General features: G+C 45.5%; 21 protein-coding genes and 1 other RNA gene. 12 read left to right on the top strand and 10 right to left on the bottom strand.

The window, feature by feature from the left end; genetic code table 11:
* Positions 1-101: 101 nt before the first annotated feature.
* From KNP96_RS06215 to KNP96_RS06205, 3 genes are all read right to left on the bottom strand, one after another.
* Entirely contained in the window at positions 102-1,001 is a 900-nt protein-coding gene (locus KNP96_RS06215) for a hypothetical protein (RefSeq protein ID WP_159172632.1), read from the bottom strand.
* 92 nt (positions 1,002-1,093) lie between these two features.
* Positions 1,094-1,300 (bottom strand): DUF2922 domain-containing protein, encoded by a 207-nt coding sequence (locus KNP96_RS06210; protein ID WP_029333475.1) that lies wholly within the window; start codon positions 1,298-1,300, stop codon positions 1,094-1,096.
* An 18-nt stretch (positions 1,301-1,318) separates the two neighbouring features.
* Positions 1,319-1,546 carry a DUF1659 domain-containing protein gene (locus KNP96_RS06205; protein ID WP_214769580.1) on the bottom strand — a complete coding sequence of 76 codons (228 nt, stop codon included), beginning with the start codon at positions 1,544-1,546 and terminating at the stop codon, positions 1,319-1,321.
* Between the two features lie 69 nt (positions 1,547-1,615).
* Between KNP96_RS06205 and KNP96_RS06200 the strand changes: the two genes are divergently transcribed.
* The 4 genes from KNP96_RS06200 (at position 1,616) to KNP96_RS06185 (ending at position 5,248) form a co-directional block, all read left to right on the top strand.
* A complete protein-coding gene (locus KNP96_RS06200; RefSeq protein WP_214765629.1) occupies positions 1,616-2,611 on the top strand; it encodes a potassium channel family protein in 996 nt (331 codons plus the stop codon).
* Between the two features lie 68 nt (positions 2,612-2,679).
* Entirely contained in the window at positions 2,680-3,372 is a 693-nt protein-coding gene (locus KNP96_RS06195) for a hypothetical protein (protein WP_159172631.1), read from the top strand.
* A gap of 59 nt (positions 3,373-3,431) precedes the next feature.
* Positions 3,432-3,845, top strand: a complete 414-nt coding sequence (locus KNP96_RS06190; protein ID WP_088836881.1) for a hypothetical protein — start codon at positions 3,432-3,434, stop codon at positions 3,843-3,845.
* Between the two features lie 59 nt (positions 3,846-3,904).
* On the top strand, positions 3,905-5,248 hold the full coding sequence (locus KNP96_RS06185; RefSeq protein ID WP_088836882.1) for a S8 family peptidase: 1,344 nt from the start codon (positions 3,905-3,907) through the stop codon (positions 5,246-5,248).
* 52 nt (positions 5,249-5,300) lie between these two features.
* On the opposite strand, the gene KNP96_RS06180 is transcribed toward KNP96_RS06185, so the two are convergent.
* The gene (locus KNP96_RS06180; protein WP_235195231.1) at positions 5,301-5,753 is read right to left on the bottom strand and encodes a hypothetical protein; all 453 of its coding nucleotides are present in this window, start codon (positions 5,751-5,753) and stop codon (positions 5,301-5,303) included.
* Positions 5,754-5,888: 135 nt separating this feature from the next.
* On the opposite strand from KNP96_RS06180, the gene rnpB reads away from it, so the two are divergent.
* Positions 5,889-6,262, top strand: an RNA gene (gene rnpB, locus KNP96_RS06175) — RNase P RNA component class B.
* Between the two features lie 109 nt (positions 6,263-6,371).
* Positions 6,372-7,517: a THUMP domain-containing class I SAM-dependent RNA methyltransferase gene (locus tag KNP96_RS06170; RefSeq protein ID WP_088836883.1), complete on the top strand. Its 1,146-nt coding sequence runs from the start codon at positions 6,372-6,374 to the stop codon at positions 7,515-7,517.
* Positions 7,518-7,870: 353 nt separating this feature from the next.
* Here the strand turns inward: KNP96_RS06170 and KNP96_RS06165 are convergent, their stop codons facing one another.
* Positions 7,871-8,116, bottom strand: a complete 246-nt coding sequence (locus tag KNP96_RS06165) for a hypothetical protein (RefSeq protein ID WP_214769578.1) — start codon at positions 8,114-8,116, stop codon at positions 7,871-7,873.
* A 367-nt stretch (positions 8,117-8,483) separates the two neighbouring features.
* Here KNP96_RS06165 and KNP96_RS06160 point away from each other — a divergent pair, with 367 nt between their 5' ends.
* Entirely contained in the window at positions 8,484-8,768 is a 285-nt protein-coding gene (locus tag KNP96_RS06160; protein WP_214769576.1) for a hypothetical protein, read from the top strand.
* A 51-nt stretch (positions 8,769-8,819) separates the two neighbouring features.
* On the opposite strand, the gene KNP96_RS06155 is transcribed toward KNP96_RS06160, so the two are convergent.
* Positions 8,820-9,149 (bottom strand): ABC transporter permease, encoded by a 330-nt coding sequence (locus KNP96_RS06155; protein WP_214769574.1) that lies wholly within the window; start codon positions 9,147-9,149, stop codon positions 8,820-8,822.
* A 167-nt stretch (positions 9,150-9,316) separates the two neighbouring features.
* Between KNP96_RS06155 and KNP96_RS06150 the strand changes: the two genes are divergently transcribed.
* From KNP96_RS06150 to KNP96_RS06135, 4 genes are all read left to right on the top strand, one after another.
* The gene (locus KNP96_RS06150) at positions 9,317-9,931 is read left to right on the top strand and encodes an SMI1/KNR4 family protein (protein ID WP_214769571.1); all 615 of its coding nucleotides are present in this window, start codon (positions 9,317-9,319) and stop codon (positions 9,929-9,931) included.
* Positions 9,932-9,997: 66 nt separating this feature from the next.
* Complete coding sequence (locus tag KNP96_RS06145) at positions 9,998-10,285, top strand: hypothetical protein (protein WP_214769569.1); 288 nt, start codon at positions 9,998-10,000, stop codon at positions 10,283-10,285.
* A gap of 38 nt (positions 10,286-10,323) precedes the next feature.
* Positions 10,324-10,797 carry a GNAT family N-acetyltransferase gene (locus tag KNP96_RS06140; protein ID WP_214769567.1) on the top strand — a complete coding sequence of 158 codons (474 nt, stop codon included), beginning with the start codon at positions 10,324-10,326 and terminating at the stop codon, positions 10,795-10,797.
* Positions 10,794-11,195 carry a cytidine deaminase gene (locus KNP96_RS06135; RefSeq protein WP_214769564.1) on the top strand — a complete coding sequence of 134 codons (402 nt, stop codon included), beginning with the start codon at positions 10,794-10,796 and terminating at the stop codon, positions 11,193-11,195. The genes KNP96_RS06140 and KNP96_RS06135 overlap by 4 nt, the downstream gene beginning before the upstream one ends.
* Before the next feature lie 337 nt (positions 11,196-11,532).
* On the opposite strand, the gene KNP96_RS06130 is transcribed toward KNP96_RS06135, so the two are convergent.
* The 3 genes from KNP96_RS06130 to relB form a co-directional block, all read right to left on the bottom strand.
* Positions 11,533-11,772, bottom strand: a complete 240-nt coding sequence (locus KNP96_RS06130; protein WP_214769562.1) for a hypothetical protein — start codon at positions 11,770-11,772, stop codon at positions 11,533-11,535.
* Positions 11,773-12,041: 269 nt separating this feature from the next.
* Complete coding sequence (locus tag KNP96_RS06125) at positions 12,042-12,311, bottom strand: type II toxin-antitoxin system RelE family toxin (protein ID WP_214769560.1); 270 nt, start codon at positions 12,309-12,311, stop codon at positions 12,042-12,044.
* Positions 12,308-12,532 carry a type II toxin-antitoxin system RelB family antitoxin gene (gene relB / locus KNP96_RS06120; RefSeq protein ID WP_214769557.1) on the bottom strand — a complete coding sequence of 75 codons (225 nt, stop codon included), beginning with the start codon at positions 12,530-12,532 and terminating at the stop codon, positions 12,308-12,310. The genes KNP96_RS06125 and relB overlap by 4 nt, the downstream gene beginning before the upstream one ends.
* Before the next feature lie 887 nt (positions 12,533-13,419).
* Between relB and KNP96_RS06115 the strand changes: the two genes are divergently transcribed.
* Positions 13,420-14,037, top strand: coding sequence for a hypothetical protein (locus KNP96_RS06115; RefSeq protein WP_088836892.1), 618 nt, complete (start codon positions 13,420-13,422; stop codon positions 14,035-14,037).
* A gap of 108 nt (positions 14,038-14,145) precedes the next feature.
* On the opposite strand, the gene KNP96_RS06110 is transcribed toward KNP96_RS06115, so the two are convergent.
* A complete protein-coding gene (locus KNP96_RS06110; RefSeq protein WP_088836893.1) occupies positions 14,146-15,117 on the bottom strand; it encodes a DUF2268 domain-containing putative Zn-dependent protease in 972 nt (323 codons plus the stop codon).
* Between the last annotated feature and the right edge of the window lie 168 nt (positions 15,118-15,285).

Below are 15,285 nucleotides of genomic sequence, written 5' to 3'. Positions count from 1 at the left end.
TGCCGCTACCTCGAAGTAAGTGTTCGACGGTAGCGGCATTTTTTTGTTTCGGAAAATCGGTTTCATTTAATAGGTATTTCATGCGTGAGAGTCGAAAGAGGTTACGTACGCGAATCGAGATTCTTCTCGACGGAGCGGCAGGCACGGAGTAACGCGTCCTTGAAGAAGCGATCTTCCTGTGAAGCCAGTTGGCGTGTCGCATCTTCGTCGCCACGCAGTGACTTGCCGAGCATTTGGATGACCTTGACCCAGCGGCGGACATGGTCGAGTTGGGGACGGCCCATTGCGACATAGACCGTGAACCAGTCATTTTGATCGCGGCGGATCATCCGTTGGAACAGGGATTTCGCTAAATCGACTTCTTCTGTCGAAGGCAGCTCGTTCGTTTCGAAAAACTGACGTAAGCCCCGGATGGCCGTCACGTATGCCGCGAGGACTTCAGCCGACGGTTGGTGTTTTCCGTAGTCGGAAGTCGACAAGTGGATCAAGGCCGGTTTTTTCTCGATGCCCGTCACCCAAGCTGCTATCGTTTTGCTGCCTTTGAGCGCTTGGCGGTTCGCGACGGGAAGTTTTGCCGTGACTTGTCCGACTTTCCCGATGACGGTCACTTTACTGTTGCGTTCCTGAATCTCCGTGACCTTCATCTCGACCGTGTCACCCATCTCGAACGGGATTGCTTTCGGTTGGAGCTTCTCTCCGGCAGAGAGGGGAGAGCGTTTACGGATCATCCGTAATGCTTCCTGCTCCATCCGGTCGTCGAGCGACCATAAATGTTCCGGAGGGACGTTACGGAAACGGCGGCGCCGCACTTTGATGTATTGATCAAGCGACTCCGCTGCTTGTTGACGGGTCGCGTCACCGGTCGCGACCGGTCCGATGATGTCTCGGAGCGTGATCGACTCGAGTCGTTCCATAATTCCTTCGAATGGAATCAGTTCCATTACATAGAGACTACAGACGACGAGTTCGCATTCGCGAGGGGTAAGAGGGCGTTTGGCCATAAATTGACTTCCTTTCCAGCTGGTTGATAACACTAGTATACCAAAAAAAAGTCATCATCACCTCAATCGGTGATGATGACAACTGGTGCGTGTTAGAGGACGTAGGCGGATTCCGAGCTGTTTTGCAGTTCGGCTTCACGCAGTTTGATGATGCCGTTATAAAACGGATCGTGTGCGACCATCAAGTTGCCGAGGGCTTTGACTTCAGCGACCGTCGTGTCTGCTTTCGCACCGGATAACCGAAGGCGAAACGGTTTGTTCGTCGATGTGTCGAACGTCAATAAAATGGTATGTTCCATGAGAATCCTCCTTTAAGATTAGGCGTTGAGTAGGGCGTAGTCACGACTGATTTTACTGTGTGTGTATGTTCCTGTAATCATTGCGCCGATGGCTTGACCGATTGCAGCGACAGCTTCAGGAGCTAAGTCTGGACGGAGTCCGTTGAAGCGACGACGGGCGATGAGGGCATCTCCGTTCGGTGAAACTTTATCCGCTCGTTCGAAGACGACGACGAGACTCGTTTTGATTTCTTCCGCTTGTGTCATGTGTATCACCTCCTTCGCCCCTATTAACAGGGTGCGAAGAGATATTGTTCGAAAGGAAGTGAAAAAAGGATGATTTGGTTTCGATTTTTACGAAAGATGTCCTTTTTAAAGATGCGGACGCTAGGCTATGCGTCGTTTTTCTTTGTGTTCGGCGTCGCCTTACTGATGTATCTCGTCGAACCGGAGACATTCGGCTCGTATTTCCGTGCCGTCTACTGGACGATGACGACCGTCGTCACGGTCGGATACGGTGATTTCTTCCCGAATACGGATTTCGGGCGGATGATGACGATTTTTGTATTCATTTTCGGGATCGGAATCGTCGGGAGTTTAATTTCGAAGCTCGTCGACGGAGTCCAAGTGATCCGCGATCAAAAAGAGAGAGGGTTGTTGCAAGTGAAAGAGTCAGGCCATACGATCGTCTTCGGCTACAGCCGCCGGTCGAAACATGTCATCGAAGAACTGCTCGAGACGACGGATGTCATCCTCGTCGATGATTTGGAGCGGGAACCATTCAGTCACGAACGGTTCCACTATGTCAACGGGGACCCGGCACTCGCCTCGACGTTACAACGGGCGAACGTCAAACAGGCGGCGCGTGCAATCGTCCTCGCCGATCATTCAATGCCACCGGCGCTGGCGGACGGCCGGACGCTGCTGATTGCTTCGAGTATCGAACGCGCGAATCCGGACATCTATACAATCGTCGAGATGATGCTTGAAGAACATCTCGACAGCTTTGAACAAATCAAGGTCGACGAAGTCATTCTCGGGGACGAAACGATTTCCCGGATGGCGATTCTCGCCTCCCATCACCCGGGCGTGACGAAAGTCGTGACGAACTTATTGACGAAACACGGGGACGGAATGTTCTCGATTCCGGTACGGCCGGAGTGGACGACGTACCGTGAAGCGTTCCATGCGATGCTCGAAGAAGGCGTGACGATTTTGTCCGACGGAAAGCGACTCGACCTGAACCGAAGGCTCGACGAAACGATTCCGTCCGGCTCATTGTTGATCGTGTTATGTGGAGAAGAAACAGCTAAACGGATTGGTGCTTTTTAAAGAAGAGGATTACATTTATTTCTTTTCGGGTATAGTAAATAAATTTACTATGTAGAGGAGAATTTATTATGACGAACGAACAACCAGAGTGGATTCAAGAATTATTTGAGACTGTCGATCAAGGAGATTTGAAAGATGTCCCGAAATTACTTTATATGGCGCTAACATTAGAACCAAGTTATTTCACGAAAGCAGTCAGTCGACTCAACCAGCGGCTGGAAGTCGAAACGCTCCGTGACGTATCGGAGCTGTTGACGGTGTATCGTCAATTCTTCATCTCGGCGAACCCGTCGGAAGAATATTGGACGGTCGCCTGGAATGAATTGATTCAAACGATGCACCACTTCATCGACCGGACGGAAGCACAACAACTCTTTAAAGAGCACGTCGATTTAATCGACTGGTGGTCAAGTGAATCGTTGTTATCGTTACCGAGCTGGTTGACGGTCCTCGATTTAGCGGAACGTATTGATGCGCTCGATCAATTCAGCAGCTACTTGCCGGACATTTTTGAAAGTTACGCTCTTGAGACGGCGAAAGACGAGCCGTTTGCGCGGCTTGCCTGGTATGCCCTCGCAAGTCAGCAACAAGCGTTGCTTGAGCCACACCGGGCGCGCATCGCCGAGTCGGAAGCGACTGAAATCCGCTCGCTCCAAAAGTCTGATTTACTCGATCAAATTGATACGACGCGCGTCCATGTGTTAAAGTCTAAGAACAACGAACCGATTGAATTGATGTTTGATCGAAAATGGACATTATAAGGCAGTGAACAGCAAGTCACATCAAGAAACTACACGAATTTAATCCAAGGGGTGTAGTGATGATACACGTCAATGTACCGAGCGGTGACTACATCGTTCTAGTTGAAATCAATCGCGAAGTATTACTTTGTCAGACGTTAGAAGACGCGGATCAAGCTCAGCGCGACCGCTATGAACTGGTCGGGAGAATGAGTGAACGCCTCCCGGCAGAAGTAATCGGTCCCTCGATTGCGGATTTCGTCAGATTTTCAACGGGTTTCATTGGCGAATCTGTAATATGGAACGAGGACGAAGAAGCGTTTTTTTGTCAGCAGTTTGAGACATTTGACGGTTCTCCGCTCGGAGAAGACTTGACGGGGATTGACGCCGCGCGTTGGCGCGCCGTCCTGGCACGGTACTATGCGTATGTCACGATTGGGAAAATCACTTCATTTGAAGTCAGCGAAGAATCAGGTGGCACTGTTCCTTTTTAAGTCCGTTGAATCAGCAAATCAATCGAATCGGCGTGTGTTAACAGAAGGGCAGGGTCCATATGAAAAAGCAACTTGTATCACTCACTGTCGCGCTTGCGGTCGGTCTACCGACGACGGCATTCGCTAGTTCCCAATATGTCCAGTACGATCCGACGTTCACTGACCAACAAAAACAAACCTGGTTAAAAGACCAAGGCCTAAAAGAAGTACGTCCGCTGAAACAGGACGGATTTTCGCTCGTCGAGCCACTCGCACACCTCGATGCGGATGAAGTCAAAGTTGACTTGATTCCCGTCACGGATGTCGAGAAGGCGACCGATTCGGCACAATTGCAACAAACATATCTTGATCAATCACGCATCCCTACTTACTGGAAGTACAGTCATGGGAAATCAGATATCCGCGTCGCAATCATCGATGACGCGATTGATACGAAACACTCGGAATTCAAGAACGTCATCTATAAGACGACGACGATTTCCGGAATCCGTAAACCGGATGATCACGGGACGCATGTCGCCGGAATCGTCGCAGCTGCAGAAGACGGAAAAGGCATCGTCGGTGTCGCTTCCGGTGTCAAGCTGATCGGCGCGGACGTCTTTGACGGTGATTATGCCAGTTCGATTGATATCGGTGACGGGATTTTATATGCGATCGCGCAAGGCGCGGACGTCATCAATCTGTCGCTCGGTCAATATGAATTTGATCCGTACATGGAAAAAGCGATCAAGAAGGCGGAAGCGAATAATATCATCGTCGTCGGCGCTGCCGGCAACGACGGTCGCAATAAATTGCTCTTCCCGGCGTCGATGTCGTCAGTCGTCGCCGTCGGTTCGGTCGGAACGCTCGGTCGGGCATCGACATTCTCGAACTACGGACGTGGACTGAACATCATGGCACCAGGGGAAGGCGTCTACTCGACGATCGTCGGGAACAAATACGGCTACCTCGACGGAACGTCGATGGCGACACCGATCGTCAGTGGCGTCATGGCGCTTGCGAAGTCAAAGAACCCGTTCATTTCGAACCATACGCTCCGCAGTAAGCTTTATGCGGCCGCATCGAAAAAATCAGGCGATACGTCGCTTCATTACGGGAAAGGCCGCCTGAATGCCGGGATGCTGGCGAAAGTACCGGCTCCGATTTCGAAAATCTCGCTGCCGTCCGTCATTAAACCGAACCAGACGTTTTCGTTCTATTTTAATGAGTATTCGAGTGCGTCGACCCGGACCCGTCTGTATAAGGACGGTGCCGTCGTCAAAACGTTTTCTGACTCGAACTTACGCAACGGGCTTCACAAATTTTCCTACAAGCTAAAGGACAAAGGGACGTACAAACTCGTCTTCACGACGTCTGCCGGCCGCCATACACGAACGGTCGAACGTGTCTTGACGGTTAAATAATCAAATAAAAAAAGCCAATTCCTCATGTGAGGAACTGGCTCGAAGAAAGGACTCAAAGATCTTGCTTTGGGTCTTTTCCTTTTTTATAAACGGGAGTCGGCACGGTGAGCGTTTCACCTGTCCACTCGATTTTAGCTTCCATTTTATACCCGGTATCATCCTCATGGACAAACGAGAGGCGTCCCGAATCAATTAGTTGATACAAACCGAATTCAACCTGTTCCGCCCATGAGCGTAATGTCATCGCTTCATCATAGAGTGGAATTTGTTGCGGGAATCGTTCGTTCATCAAAAGAATATCGTGTTGGTCGAAATGATAGCTTCGTTTTGATAACGCATCCGGTTGTTTGACGTTAAATGGCTCGAACGCATGGATGAGTTCTCCTTTACGATAAAAGGCAAAGATGCCGTTGCGGAGATGCAGCGCCTTGATTTCATCGATTTCGATCAAGAACGTCAGCTTCCGGACGGTACGCTGGTTCGTACCAGAGCGTCGTTTTTTCATAGTACATGCCCCCTTCTGAACCATTGTACTATACCGCGAAATCACGTGAAAACGCAACTTTTTCGATTGTCCTTTTTGAAAATAAACCTTGCGGGAAACAGGGGAGTACGCTACACTGTTAAGCAGTGACTATGTTGGTTCGGACAATTGCGGGGCACTTCGGTGCTTTGAGGAAAGTCCATGCTCGCACAACCTGCGATGGTTGTAGTGATCGTGCTACACGAAAAGATAAGTGTAGGCAGCGTCGTGCTGACGGCAGAAGGAACGCCTAAGTCTTCGGATAGGGCCGAAACTTCTTGAAAGTGCCACAGTGACGGAGCCTTACTGGAAACAGTAAGGGTGGAACGAGGTAAACCCCACGAGCGAGAAACCCAAATTTGGTAGGGGAATTTCCGGAGCGGAACTGAACGCGAAGGAGAGCGTATGTAAATACGGAGATAGATGATTGTCGCCCACGTGTGAGGGTCAAACCGTTTGCAACACTAGGGAACAGAACATGGCTTACAGGACCACATAGGCTGTTATTTTTACTTTGAGCGAGAGTCCAGGTCCAACTGGGCTCTTTTTTTATTGAAATGATTTTGGAAATCTTAAAAACAGGTAGGAGCGTGAACAATCATGGCAAAACGTTTAGTCATCGCGACGGCGGCAATGGGCATCGAGGCATTGGTCGCGAAAGAAGTCCGCGATTTAGGATATGAGTGTACGGTCGAGGACGGAAAAGTATACATCGACTGTGAGATGGAGGACATTCCCCGTCTCAACCTCTGGTTACGGACAGCGGACCGTGTCAAACTCGTCGTCGCGGAATTCAAAGCGACATCATTCGAAAAATTATTTGATCAAGTCAAAGACCTTCCGTGGAGCGAACTGCTCCCGTGGGAAGCGAACTACGTCGTCAACGGCCGCTCGGTCAAATCGAAGTTGTTCTCGATTCGTGACTGCCAGAAAATCACGGAAAAAGCGATCGTCTCGCACATGCAGGAAGCGTACAACAAAGGCGACGAGTGGCTGCCGAAAACAGGAGCGAGCTTCCCGATTGAAGTCGCGCTCTTAAAAGACATCGCGACGCTGACAATCGATACGTCAGGCGATGCTCTCCATAAACGCGGCTACCGCGAGTTCCACTCGGCGGCACCACTGAAAGAGACGATGGCAGCGGCAATGCTGATGCTGACGAACTGGAAGCCGGACATGCCGCTCTACGACGTCTTTACGGGTTCAGGAACGCTGGCAATCGAAGCGGCGATGATCGGACGCAATATCGCACCCGGGATCAACCGTGAGTTCGTCTCGCAGGAATGGGCAGCGATTCCGAAAAAAGCCTGGTTCGATGCGATCAAGGAAGCAAACGAAAAAGCCGAGTGGGACAAGCCGCTCAAAATTTATGCCAACGATACGGATCCGGAGATGGTCAAGCTGGCGAAACAAAACGCTGAGCTCGCAGACGTCCGGGACGCGATCAACGTCATGCAACGCGACGCGGCCGACTTCAAGCCGAAGGAAGACTTCGGTGTCATCATCGGCAACCCGCCGTACGGGGAACGTCTCGAGGATGCACGTGAAGTCCATCAGCTGTACCGGAAAGTCGGTAACGCCTTTAAGGAATTCCCGTATTACAGTGTCTATATGATCACGTCATACGTCGAGTTCGAAAAAGCGTTCGGCCGCCCGGCGACGAAACGCCGTAAGCTGTATAACGGGAACATCGAAGTTCAGTTTTATCAGTACTACGGATTGCGCCGGAAACGTCCGCAAGCGTAAGTCGCTCCTGTTGTTTTATTGAAATTTGACTGATATAAGTCAGTCTAAAAACTATGTTTGTGACGGACGTTTCCGTCCTCCATCAATCAAATGGCCGATAATCCCACTTTTCACGGGAATATCGGCCATTTTGGTACAAATTCGTAGTGTTCATAACGCTTTAGTCTGTGACTGAATCACGCATGAAAAAAACACTGATTCGTTTTAATCGATAGATATCCCACATATGAGTCAGCCTCAAGAATTTCCCCGCGAACTGCTCAACAGAGCGTTTTTTGTGTATTCAGTTAGGTATTGTGTTTAATCATACAATTCGTCATACAAAAAAAGCCGTCAAATCGACGGCTAAGCTGTTACCATTCATATCCTTCTTCACTGTAAGATCCATCCGAATTGAAGAAGCGTTCTTCTGCTTTACCGCTTGACGTATTCGTATAGATGACATATACATCGAGGTCATCGTGCTGATCCGCCATTTTTTTAGCAGCTTTACGAGCATCGGCTTCATTCGTAAACGTTTCCGTCATAGTTGCTTTTTGATGCTTCTCTACACCATTTTCCTCATAACCTTCTACTGACCATACTTTTTTTGATGACATAATAACCAACATCCTTTCATTGCAGAGCGAGTTGTGTAACGCTTTGCTGTTTATCATTATGCTTGGTTTGATTAAAATTAGTCAAATCATCGTCCTTGCATGTATAGAAAACAGCATCCAATTAAGTGTTTCAGATTGAAGACGAAAAACGATTGTTCTCTTACACGAGAAGAATCGTTTTTTAGCTTTTGTTTAATTTAGGTGCTCGCTCACATTTTTGTAATCATCAGAAATATCAAATCATTCTTCGTTTTAATATGGTAAATTATTGATGTTGGCGAATGGTTGAAGAAACCAGCCTGGATGTATGAAAAGGCGTTTGACGATTGAAGATTTTAAAATATGCTCAACTAGGGGATGAAGAAGAATGGATTTTCTATGGATGGGTTTACTTTATGCCGGCATACTCGGAGTGCAGTATGTATTATCGAGTCAAAAGAATGTGTACTTAGGGGCAGTTGTTCCGCTGCTTTTTGTAGCGGGAATGACTTGGCGGTATGTTAACGTGGAGTCCGTCAGTACAATGCACTACCTGCTCATCACAGGTTTTGGTCTGCTTTGTTTGATTGCAGAGTGGGATCGAGGTCGAGAAGTGTTTCGGACAAATCAGGAAAAAGAATGGTATCGTATGAGCATACAGGATTTGAAGTGAACAGACCGTGCATTATGATTCGAAGTTAGGGTTCCTTTTCTATTCTGTATTTCATCTTGACTGATTTACTTGCCGTCGTTTAATGAAGTTCTTAATCCCTAATACGAGACCGATGATGAGATAGAGGATCCCGTTACCAACGATCACGAACCCAATAAAAGCTGCTGCATAAGCTGCTCCAAAACCGTATCCGCCCGTACTATGGTCGATTTTTAAAAAAACAGAACCGGTTATCAAAGCGATGATTGGTCCGAGTATGACAATTAGTAAGCCGGATCCCCATAAAGGCATTTTCCCTTTTTTGTATAAAAGGATAGCTGATACATTTAATGCGATTAAGCTTGGTAATAATACACTCCAAAGTAGTCCATCACCACTCATCTAAAGCCCTCCTTCTAATGATAAAATAGGTAATAAATGTAATAAAAGCACTGAGTTGATCATATCATAAAGTCTGTAATCTAGTATCTTTATTTCCAACTAAAGGTATAAACTGAAGAGGATATTTTGGCGTGATGATAGTTCGAAAAAAATGAGGAGGAGATAAAATGAAACTGATTGAAAGAACGTTGATTTTGCTCAAACAAATGTTCAAAAACGAACCGAGATTTATTATGGGGAGATACGGGAGAAATGGATGGGCAACTTGCACCTTCAATACACCGTTAACTTCTAAAGAGATTGATTCACACTTCCTGAAAGATACGTTTTCTTTACCAAGGGACTACAAACATTTTTTAACGTTACATAATGGATGCGGTTTATTTGAAACAGAATCTGATTTAATCCTAGAATTGTTTCCTCTTGAGGAAATGCTCGAAATGTCGGAAGAGCACCATTCAGAAGACGGTATCCTCTCAGAAGGAAACTACTGGATCATAGGTCAAATAGATGAGAAATGGATTTTAATTGATAAAAATCAATGTACAGATGCAGAAGACTCCTTTAAAAAACCATATATCACGGTCGTGCATCCATCAGATGGTCTGGACACTGCAGTTGCGTTAAATTTAAATTTCGAATGTTTTTTAGAACGTGCTATCATCGCGCAAGGCGACTACTTTTGGGAGTGGTCAGAAGACACTGAACTAACTGTAACGTATGGTGATGTTTCGACGTATGAAGAAATCGACGAAACACTTTATCTCGAAGATAAGAAATAAAATATTTGATTGATTGTCGAAAGGAATAACAATAGGAAACACAACAAGGAGAGGAGGAATTGTGTCATGTGGCTACTGTTTGGGATACTTGCCATCTTCGCGACGGCGGTGAATCTGATTTTGTACTTCATCGGCAAGGACTATAAGCTGGCGATGGCTGCCGGGTTATCGCTTACGGCGCTCACACTGTGTACGGAATACAGTCAACTGGCGAGCTGGGTCGAAGCGGAGGACTGGGCGGCCTTGGCAGACGTTGTTCCCGGAATGGAACGCGCCTGGTGGTTCTTAACGATTGTGTCGATTGGACTGAATCTGACACCACTGTTACTCGAATACAGAAAAAACCGATCCTGATTGATGCATAAATTCCTTTTGAAGGGAGGTCGCTTGCAATGACCTATACCTATTTACCACTGACACAACATCAGGCGGAACAGATTGCGTATGACTGGCAATATGAGGGTGACTTTGCGTTCTACGATATGCCGAATGATCAGGAGGACCTGGCGGAATTTTTGGATCCGGACAAACGGAAAGAACATTACTATGCGGTGATGGACGGTACGCAACTGATCGGATTTTTTGTGTTCGAACCCGGACAGGGCAGCCTTGAATTGGCGTTAGGGATGCGACCTGATTTGACGGGACGGGGAAACGGAACGGCTTTTTTGGAATCCGGTCTTGCCTTTGCGATCAAGCAGTATCAACCGCGCCACATTGAATTAGCCGTCGCAACGTTTAACGAACGGGCAATCCGGTTGTACACTAAAAGCGGTTTTGAGCCGATTGAACGGTTTCAGCAAGAAACGAACGGTGGAAGCTTTGAATTCGTCAAAATGCGTCTGCATACAGGAGTGATGAAATGAATATTGAACAGCAGTTATTTGAGGCAGCAAAAGAATTAATCGAAACGAGGTATTCGAACGGATGGGGTGGAGCGGCAGCGATGGCGACCGATGACGGGCGGATCTTGACGAGTGTCGCACCGGAAGTCGTCAATGCGTCGACGGAATTGTGCATCGAGACTGGTGCCATCCTCGAAGCACACAAGTTGAATTGTCGGATCACACATACGATTTGTGTCGTGCGGGACGATGAACAGGCACCGTTCAAGATTTTGAGTCCATGCGGTGTCTGCCAGGAGCGTCTGTTTTACTTTGGTGCGGACGTCAAAGCTGCCGTCACGAATCCCGAGCAAGCACTGGTCTTTAAAGCACTCCATGAGTTGCAGCCGTACCATTGGTTAAAAGCCTATCGAAGCTGAGTAACAAGTGAAAGAAGAAGAACTAATGTTAGTATGAAATTGGCACTGATTATAGGTTATCAGGTAAAGAAAGTGAGGTTGAATTTGCTACATTTATCAAGTTTTATAGCCTTAGTGCTAGGTATCGGATGTGGTCTGATTGCTCTTGCTGTCTACGTCCTAAAGAAGAATTTGAAGAACTGAACTTTCGAGTAGTCCTACTTTAATAATGAAAATCAGCTTGATTGATAAAAAGAAGAGTGTACACATAAACAGGTTCCCACTCCTCTTTCGTTACGTTATGTGCCGTTAAATAAGATTCGGCTATGTAGAAAATCGTCATCGGTATTTTCCTTTCTTAAATAAAGACAATCAGCGAAAATCCAATCAGGATGTTGATGAAACTGAGGACATCCGTTGTTTTGGTAAAGGACGATCGTCCCGTTTTCTTTGCTCTGTCATTGAAAAACATCAAAACGACAGCAAACAGTGTTGTTAAGCCGAGCGGGGCGTTAAGGAGACTGTCGGAATACGTAAATACATTAATTACGAGGTAAAGACTGTTCAGTATCGAAAGGTAGAGTAATGTTTTTTGCATCCAATCACATTCTGTTGGGTTTATTATATTATTATACATTTTTACATAAAATTGCCAACTTGGGAAAGGGAGTCTTAAATGTTTTTACCTGTAACTATTTAAAACCACGAACTTAAAGTCATAAAAAGAGCCAAATCCCTTCTTTGTTAGAGGTGAAGGTACTTTGCTCCTTTTCATCATACGTATGAATAATGGTTAAGCGACGTTTGCAAAAACAGTCGTTAAAAAGAGAAACGAAGATGTTTACTTATCCGTGGGTCTTAGCTTCCTTATTTATAGATATCCCGACGATGGCCGATCTCAAGAATCAAGATCACGACTTTGTCCTCTTGGATGTCAGCAATCAGACGATAATCACCGATGCGATACCGCCATTCACCCGAACGATTCGAAACCAATCCTTTTCCATGACGACGTGGATCATCCGTCCCGACCAGGTTCTTCTTGATCCAGGACATGATAATCCGCGTTTGTTGAGGGTCCATTTTCTTAAGGGACTTTTGAGCTCCGCGCTCAAACTCGACTGTATATGCTGTCATTCTAAATCAAGTGCCTTCATCATATCATCAAACGAGATTGCTTCTGATTTTTTGCGGTGTGCTGCCATGGAATCATGATAGAGTTGTAAATCAATCTCATCTTCAATACGATCGAGGACGGCATCACGAACAAGTGTAGAAATCGTGATGTTTTTTGCTTTCGCATATTCTTTGATCAGTCGCGTATCCTCATCATCGAGTCGAACAGAAATCGTACTCATACTTATCATCTCCTTTGTAATACATTGTAATACATATTTAGATGTTAGTATAGATGCGAGTTCGTTCTCACTTCAATCTATTTTGATTAAGAGAGCAAACTGACCATCACCATTCTCCGACCATCCTGCTTGAAGTTCATATGCGTACGTTCCACTCTTTTTTGGTATTACGAGTTGCTTATTTTTTAACGTAACCGGGTTACTTTTTTCAGTCATGTGCAGACCGTCTGCGTAGATTTTGTCGACGCATTGACCTCTAAACATGCAACTCCAGCAAAATGTACCTTGGACCGTTAAAATACTTTGTCCCTTTATCTCGACACGGGGATTTGGCGGCTCATTACATAAGGGTTCGAATTGAACAAAAAAACGCAAAGATGATCATTACAGAACCAGTCAATAAGTATTTACGCATTTGAAACTGTTCTCCTACGCAAGTAGTATTTTAAAAAATCAATCATATTTTTAATCAGATCATCTGATGTGAGTTAAACTGAAATGTGGCTTAAATCGGATATCAACTTCCGTTTTTCCTGAATTGTCTCGGATTTTTAAACACTCATTTTCATTTCTGATTGATTCTATATGATATAGTTCAAAATCGAAGATCGTCCAATTGTATATATCACTACTTAGACTGACGATGCATTTATTTTCATATTGTGAGATATACAGTAATATCTGAAACCCGAGCTTATCGATTTTACTATACATATAGAACCCTGCTCCTTCCTTTTGTATGTGTTGTATATAGGTAGGTATCGCGGTGATGACTTTCATGAGGATTTCGTCCTTAATGTTTAGAAGTAGGCAGATTTGTGGCTAGTTTTGATAAAACTAATGAATCAAGCAAGGTTTCTTTGCTTGACTCATTCTGGAGGTTCCAAATGACAATCGAAGTAATTAAAAATATAAGGGTGTTGTTTCGCGAAGAAGCGAAACGACCAGTTCCATTGTTGGACTATCTTGAACTAAACGATTTACGAATCGATGAACTTCTGAAAGAGGAAGATCGGAATGGTGAATTTATTATTGAATTCGAGCTGGAACAAGACACCATCACGTTGTCTTACGAAATGCATGAGCGGGAAGAAACATCACAAGTCGAATACATCGTGTATTTCATCTGTAAGTGGAAATGGATTTGGCAATGGTATTCGAAACGATTTTTAGAACACGACATACCATTTGACGTTTATCCGACAATCATCGATTACGCGAAAGCCCGCATACGTCCACTCGAATTAATGGAAGAAACGGTTCAAGAATTAGAGGGATATACAAAAGAAGGCTTACTCTTTTATTATGGGTCGGGACCGTTCGATGACTTTGAGGAGTCCGATGAAAATCTGGATCAAATTTTAGAATATGATGAAATGAACAGCAAAGAAACCATGCGAGAACAGGGACTTTATTTTGACCCGGAGATGGAAAGATGGATTCAGATTCCGGCTTCTCTCGACATCATCGAAAAGACAATTCGGCCATTATCAAACGTAATGTAAGGACGGACTTGACGATTAAGAAAGCATCCTGCAACGATATTTTTTTTGTATTCACCGAACCTGACTCAATTGAATCTTTGCTCTTTTCACTACTATTTTGCTTATTCATCATTTGAGAAGATCCTGATACTTGTAGCCTTTTAAGATGTCATCATTCTCTTCATACGTCCATGCTTTGACGGCGAGATCAGGGTTTGCTTTCAGGTGATGCGTCAAGATATCGCGGCCTAAAGAATAGCGGCTCCATAAAGGGATGTCTTTTTCAGTGTTTCCCATTGTAATCTCCTGATAATCGGCTTCGCCGTTCCCAATCAGACGCGCTACATGTTTCTTCGCTGCCTCATCGATTGGTTTATCCCAGGGCGGCTTGACATCTTTAATGATGCGATCGGCAAAGGCATCGGCTTTCCCTTCGAAGATGACAGAGTCGAGGGACGTATCGATTGAACTTAACTCGGGTGTGTCATTCAGGACCAGGTGATGGTATTCGTGTGCGACCGTATAGGCAAGCACGTCCTGATCGAAGTCGGGATTTAGATTAAAGAGGATGGAATCTTTAAAAGCGGCTCCACCGACTCCTCCTAACGGATCAATCATCGACCAAAATTCCGGATTGGACGGTGCGATGAAAATCGTGCTGTTTTTTTTAGGGAGAACCTTATGGGAAGCGAGGTAGCTGTTCGTAATGATTTCTTTGATTTCGTCATTCCGTTTCGCCAATTCATTCGTACGATCGAGCAGATCCTGCTCATTGATTGTTGATTGCAACAAGAAAAAGCTCTTTAGGCTGTTTGTATTGAAGTTCTCCTGTTCCCCGATCTTGTCAATGTAGCCGAGGACATATTCTGCATAATTTTTTACGTCCATCGCTGAGTCGTCTTTCTTAAGCGATGCCTTCAAATATGTTTGATACGGCGCGTACAGCGGTACGATCGTCAGTTCGCTGTCCTTGCCGATTTTTATAGTTTCTGGTTTGAAAGCTGCAGACTCTTCATGAGTCACTGCTTTTTCTTTTTCATCTGAACATGCCGATAACAGAAGGAACGGGACACAAAGCAAAGGAACGATTACTTTTTTCAAGGGGATGACCTCCATCAGTGTTTATTATTTTGTCAATATGTAGGAATGAATGCTTCAGTGAGCGTAAGTTCAATGTAGTGAAGCGACATCACTTTATACGGGAGACCGTTGCATAAGGTTTCGATAATTCCTTTTATTTACAAAAAATATCACGTATCAAATTGTTTT

The sequence above is a fragment of the Exiguobacterium sp. s133 genome (assembly GCF_018618595.1).
GTDB lineage: Bacteria > Bacillota > Bacilli > Exiguobacteriales > Exiguobacteriaceae > Exiguobacterium_A > Exiguobacterium_A oxidotolerans.
The sequence above is the reverse complement of the archived record's forward strand: the minus strand, read 5'-3'. Positions and strand labels throughout refer to the sequence as shown.

Excerpts from the sequence above, each read along its gene's own strand:
- KNP96_RS06215 (WP_159172632.1), bottom strand. The coding sequence starts at position 1,001 with ATGGCCAAACGCCCTCTTACCCCTCGCGAATGCGAACTCGTCGTCTGT.
- KNP96_RS06210 (WP_029333475.1), bottom strand. The coding sequence starts at position 1,300 with ATGGAACATACCATTTTATTGACGTTCGACACATCGACGAACAAACCG.
- KNP96_RS06205 (WP_214769580.1), bottom strand. The coding sequence starts at position 1,546 with ATGACACAAGCGGAAGAAATCAAAACGAGTCTCGTCGTCGTCTTCGAA.
- KNP96_RS06200 (WP_214765629.1), top strand. The coding sequence starts at position 1,616 with ATGATTTGGTTTCGATTTTTACGAAAGATGTCCTTTTTAAAGATGCGG.
- KNP96_RS06195 (WP_159172631.1), top strand. The coding sequence starts at position 2,680 with ATGACGAACGAACAACCAGAGTGGATTCAAGAATTATTTGAGACTGTC.
- KNP96_RS06190 (WP_088836881.1), top strand. The coding sequence starts at position 3,432 with ATGATACACGTCAATGTACCGAGCGGTGACTACATCGTTCTAGTTGAA.
- KNP96_RS06185 (WP_088836882.1), top strand. The coding sequence starts at position 3,905 with ATGAAAAAGCAACTTGTATCACTCACTGTCGCGCTTGCGGTCGGTCTA.
- KNP96_RS06180 (WP_235195231.1), bottom strand. The coding sequence starts at position 5,753 with ATGAAAAAACGACGCTCTGGTACGAACCAGCGTACCGTCCGGAAGCTG.
- KNP96_RS06170 (WP_088836883.1), top strand. The coding sequence starts at position 6,372 with ATGGCAAAACGTTTAGTCATCGCGACGGCGGCAATGGGCATCGAGGCA.
- KNP96_RS06165 (WP_214769578.1), bottom strand. The coding sequence starts at position 8,116 with ATGTCATCAAAAAAAGTATGGTCAGTAGAAGGTTATGAGGAAAATGGT.
- KNP96_RS06160 (WP_214769576.1), top strand. The coding sequence starts at position 8,484 with ATGGATTTTCTATGGATGGGTTTACTTTATGCCGGCATACTCGGAGTG.
- KNP96_RS06155 (WP_214769574.1), bottom strand. The coding sequence starts at position 9,149 with ATGAGTGGTGATGGACTACTTTGGAGTGTATTATTACCAAGCTTAATC.
- KNP96_RS06150 (WP_214769571.1), top strand. The coding sequence starts at position 9,317 with ATGAAACTGATTGAAAGAACGTTGATTTTGCTCAAACAAATGTTCAAA.
- KNP96_RS06145 (WP_214769569.1), top strand. The coding sequence starts at position 9,998 with ATGTGGCTACTGTTTGGGATACTTGCCATCTTCGCGACGGCGGTGAAT.
- KNP96_RS06140 (WP_214769567.1), top strand. The coding sequence starts at position 10,324 with ATGACCTATACCTATTTACCACTGACACAACATCAGGCGGAACAGATT.
- KNP96_RS06135 (WP_214769564.1), top strand. The coding sequence starts at position 10,794 with ATGAATATTGAACAGCAGTTATTTGAGGCAGCAAAAGAATTAATCGAA.
- KNP96_RS06130 (WP_214769562.1), bottom strand. The coding sequence starts at position 11,772 with ATGCAAAAAACATTACTCTACCTTTCGATACTGAACAGTCTTTACCTC.
- KNP96_RS06125 (WP_214769560.1), bottom strand. The coding sequence starts at position 12,311 with ATGACAGCATATACAGTCGAGTTTGAGCGCGGAGCTCAAAAGTCCCTT.
- relB (WP_214769557.1), bottom strand. The coding sequence starts at position 12,532 with ATGAGTACGATTTCTGTTCGACTCGATGATGAGGATACGCGACTGATC.
- KNP96_RS06115 (WP_088836892.1), top strand. The coding sequence starts at position 13,420 with ATGACAATCGAAGTAATTAAAAATATAAGGGTGTTGTTTCGCGAAGAA.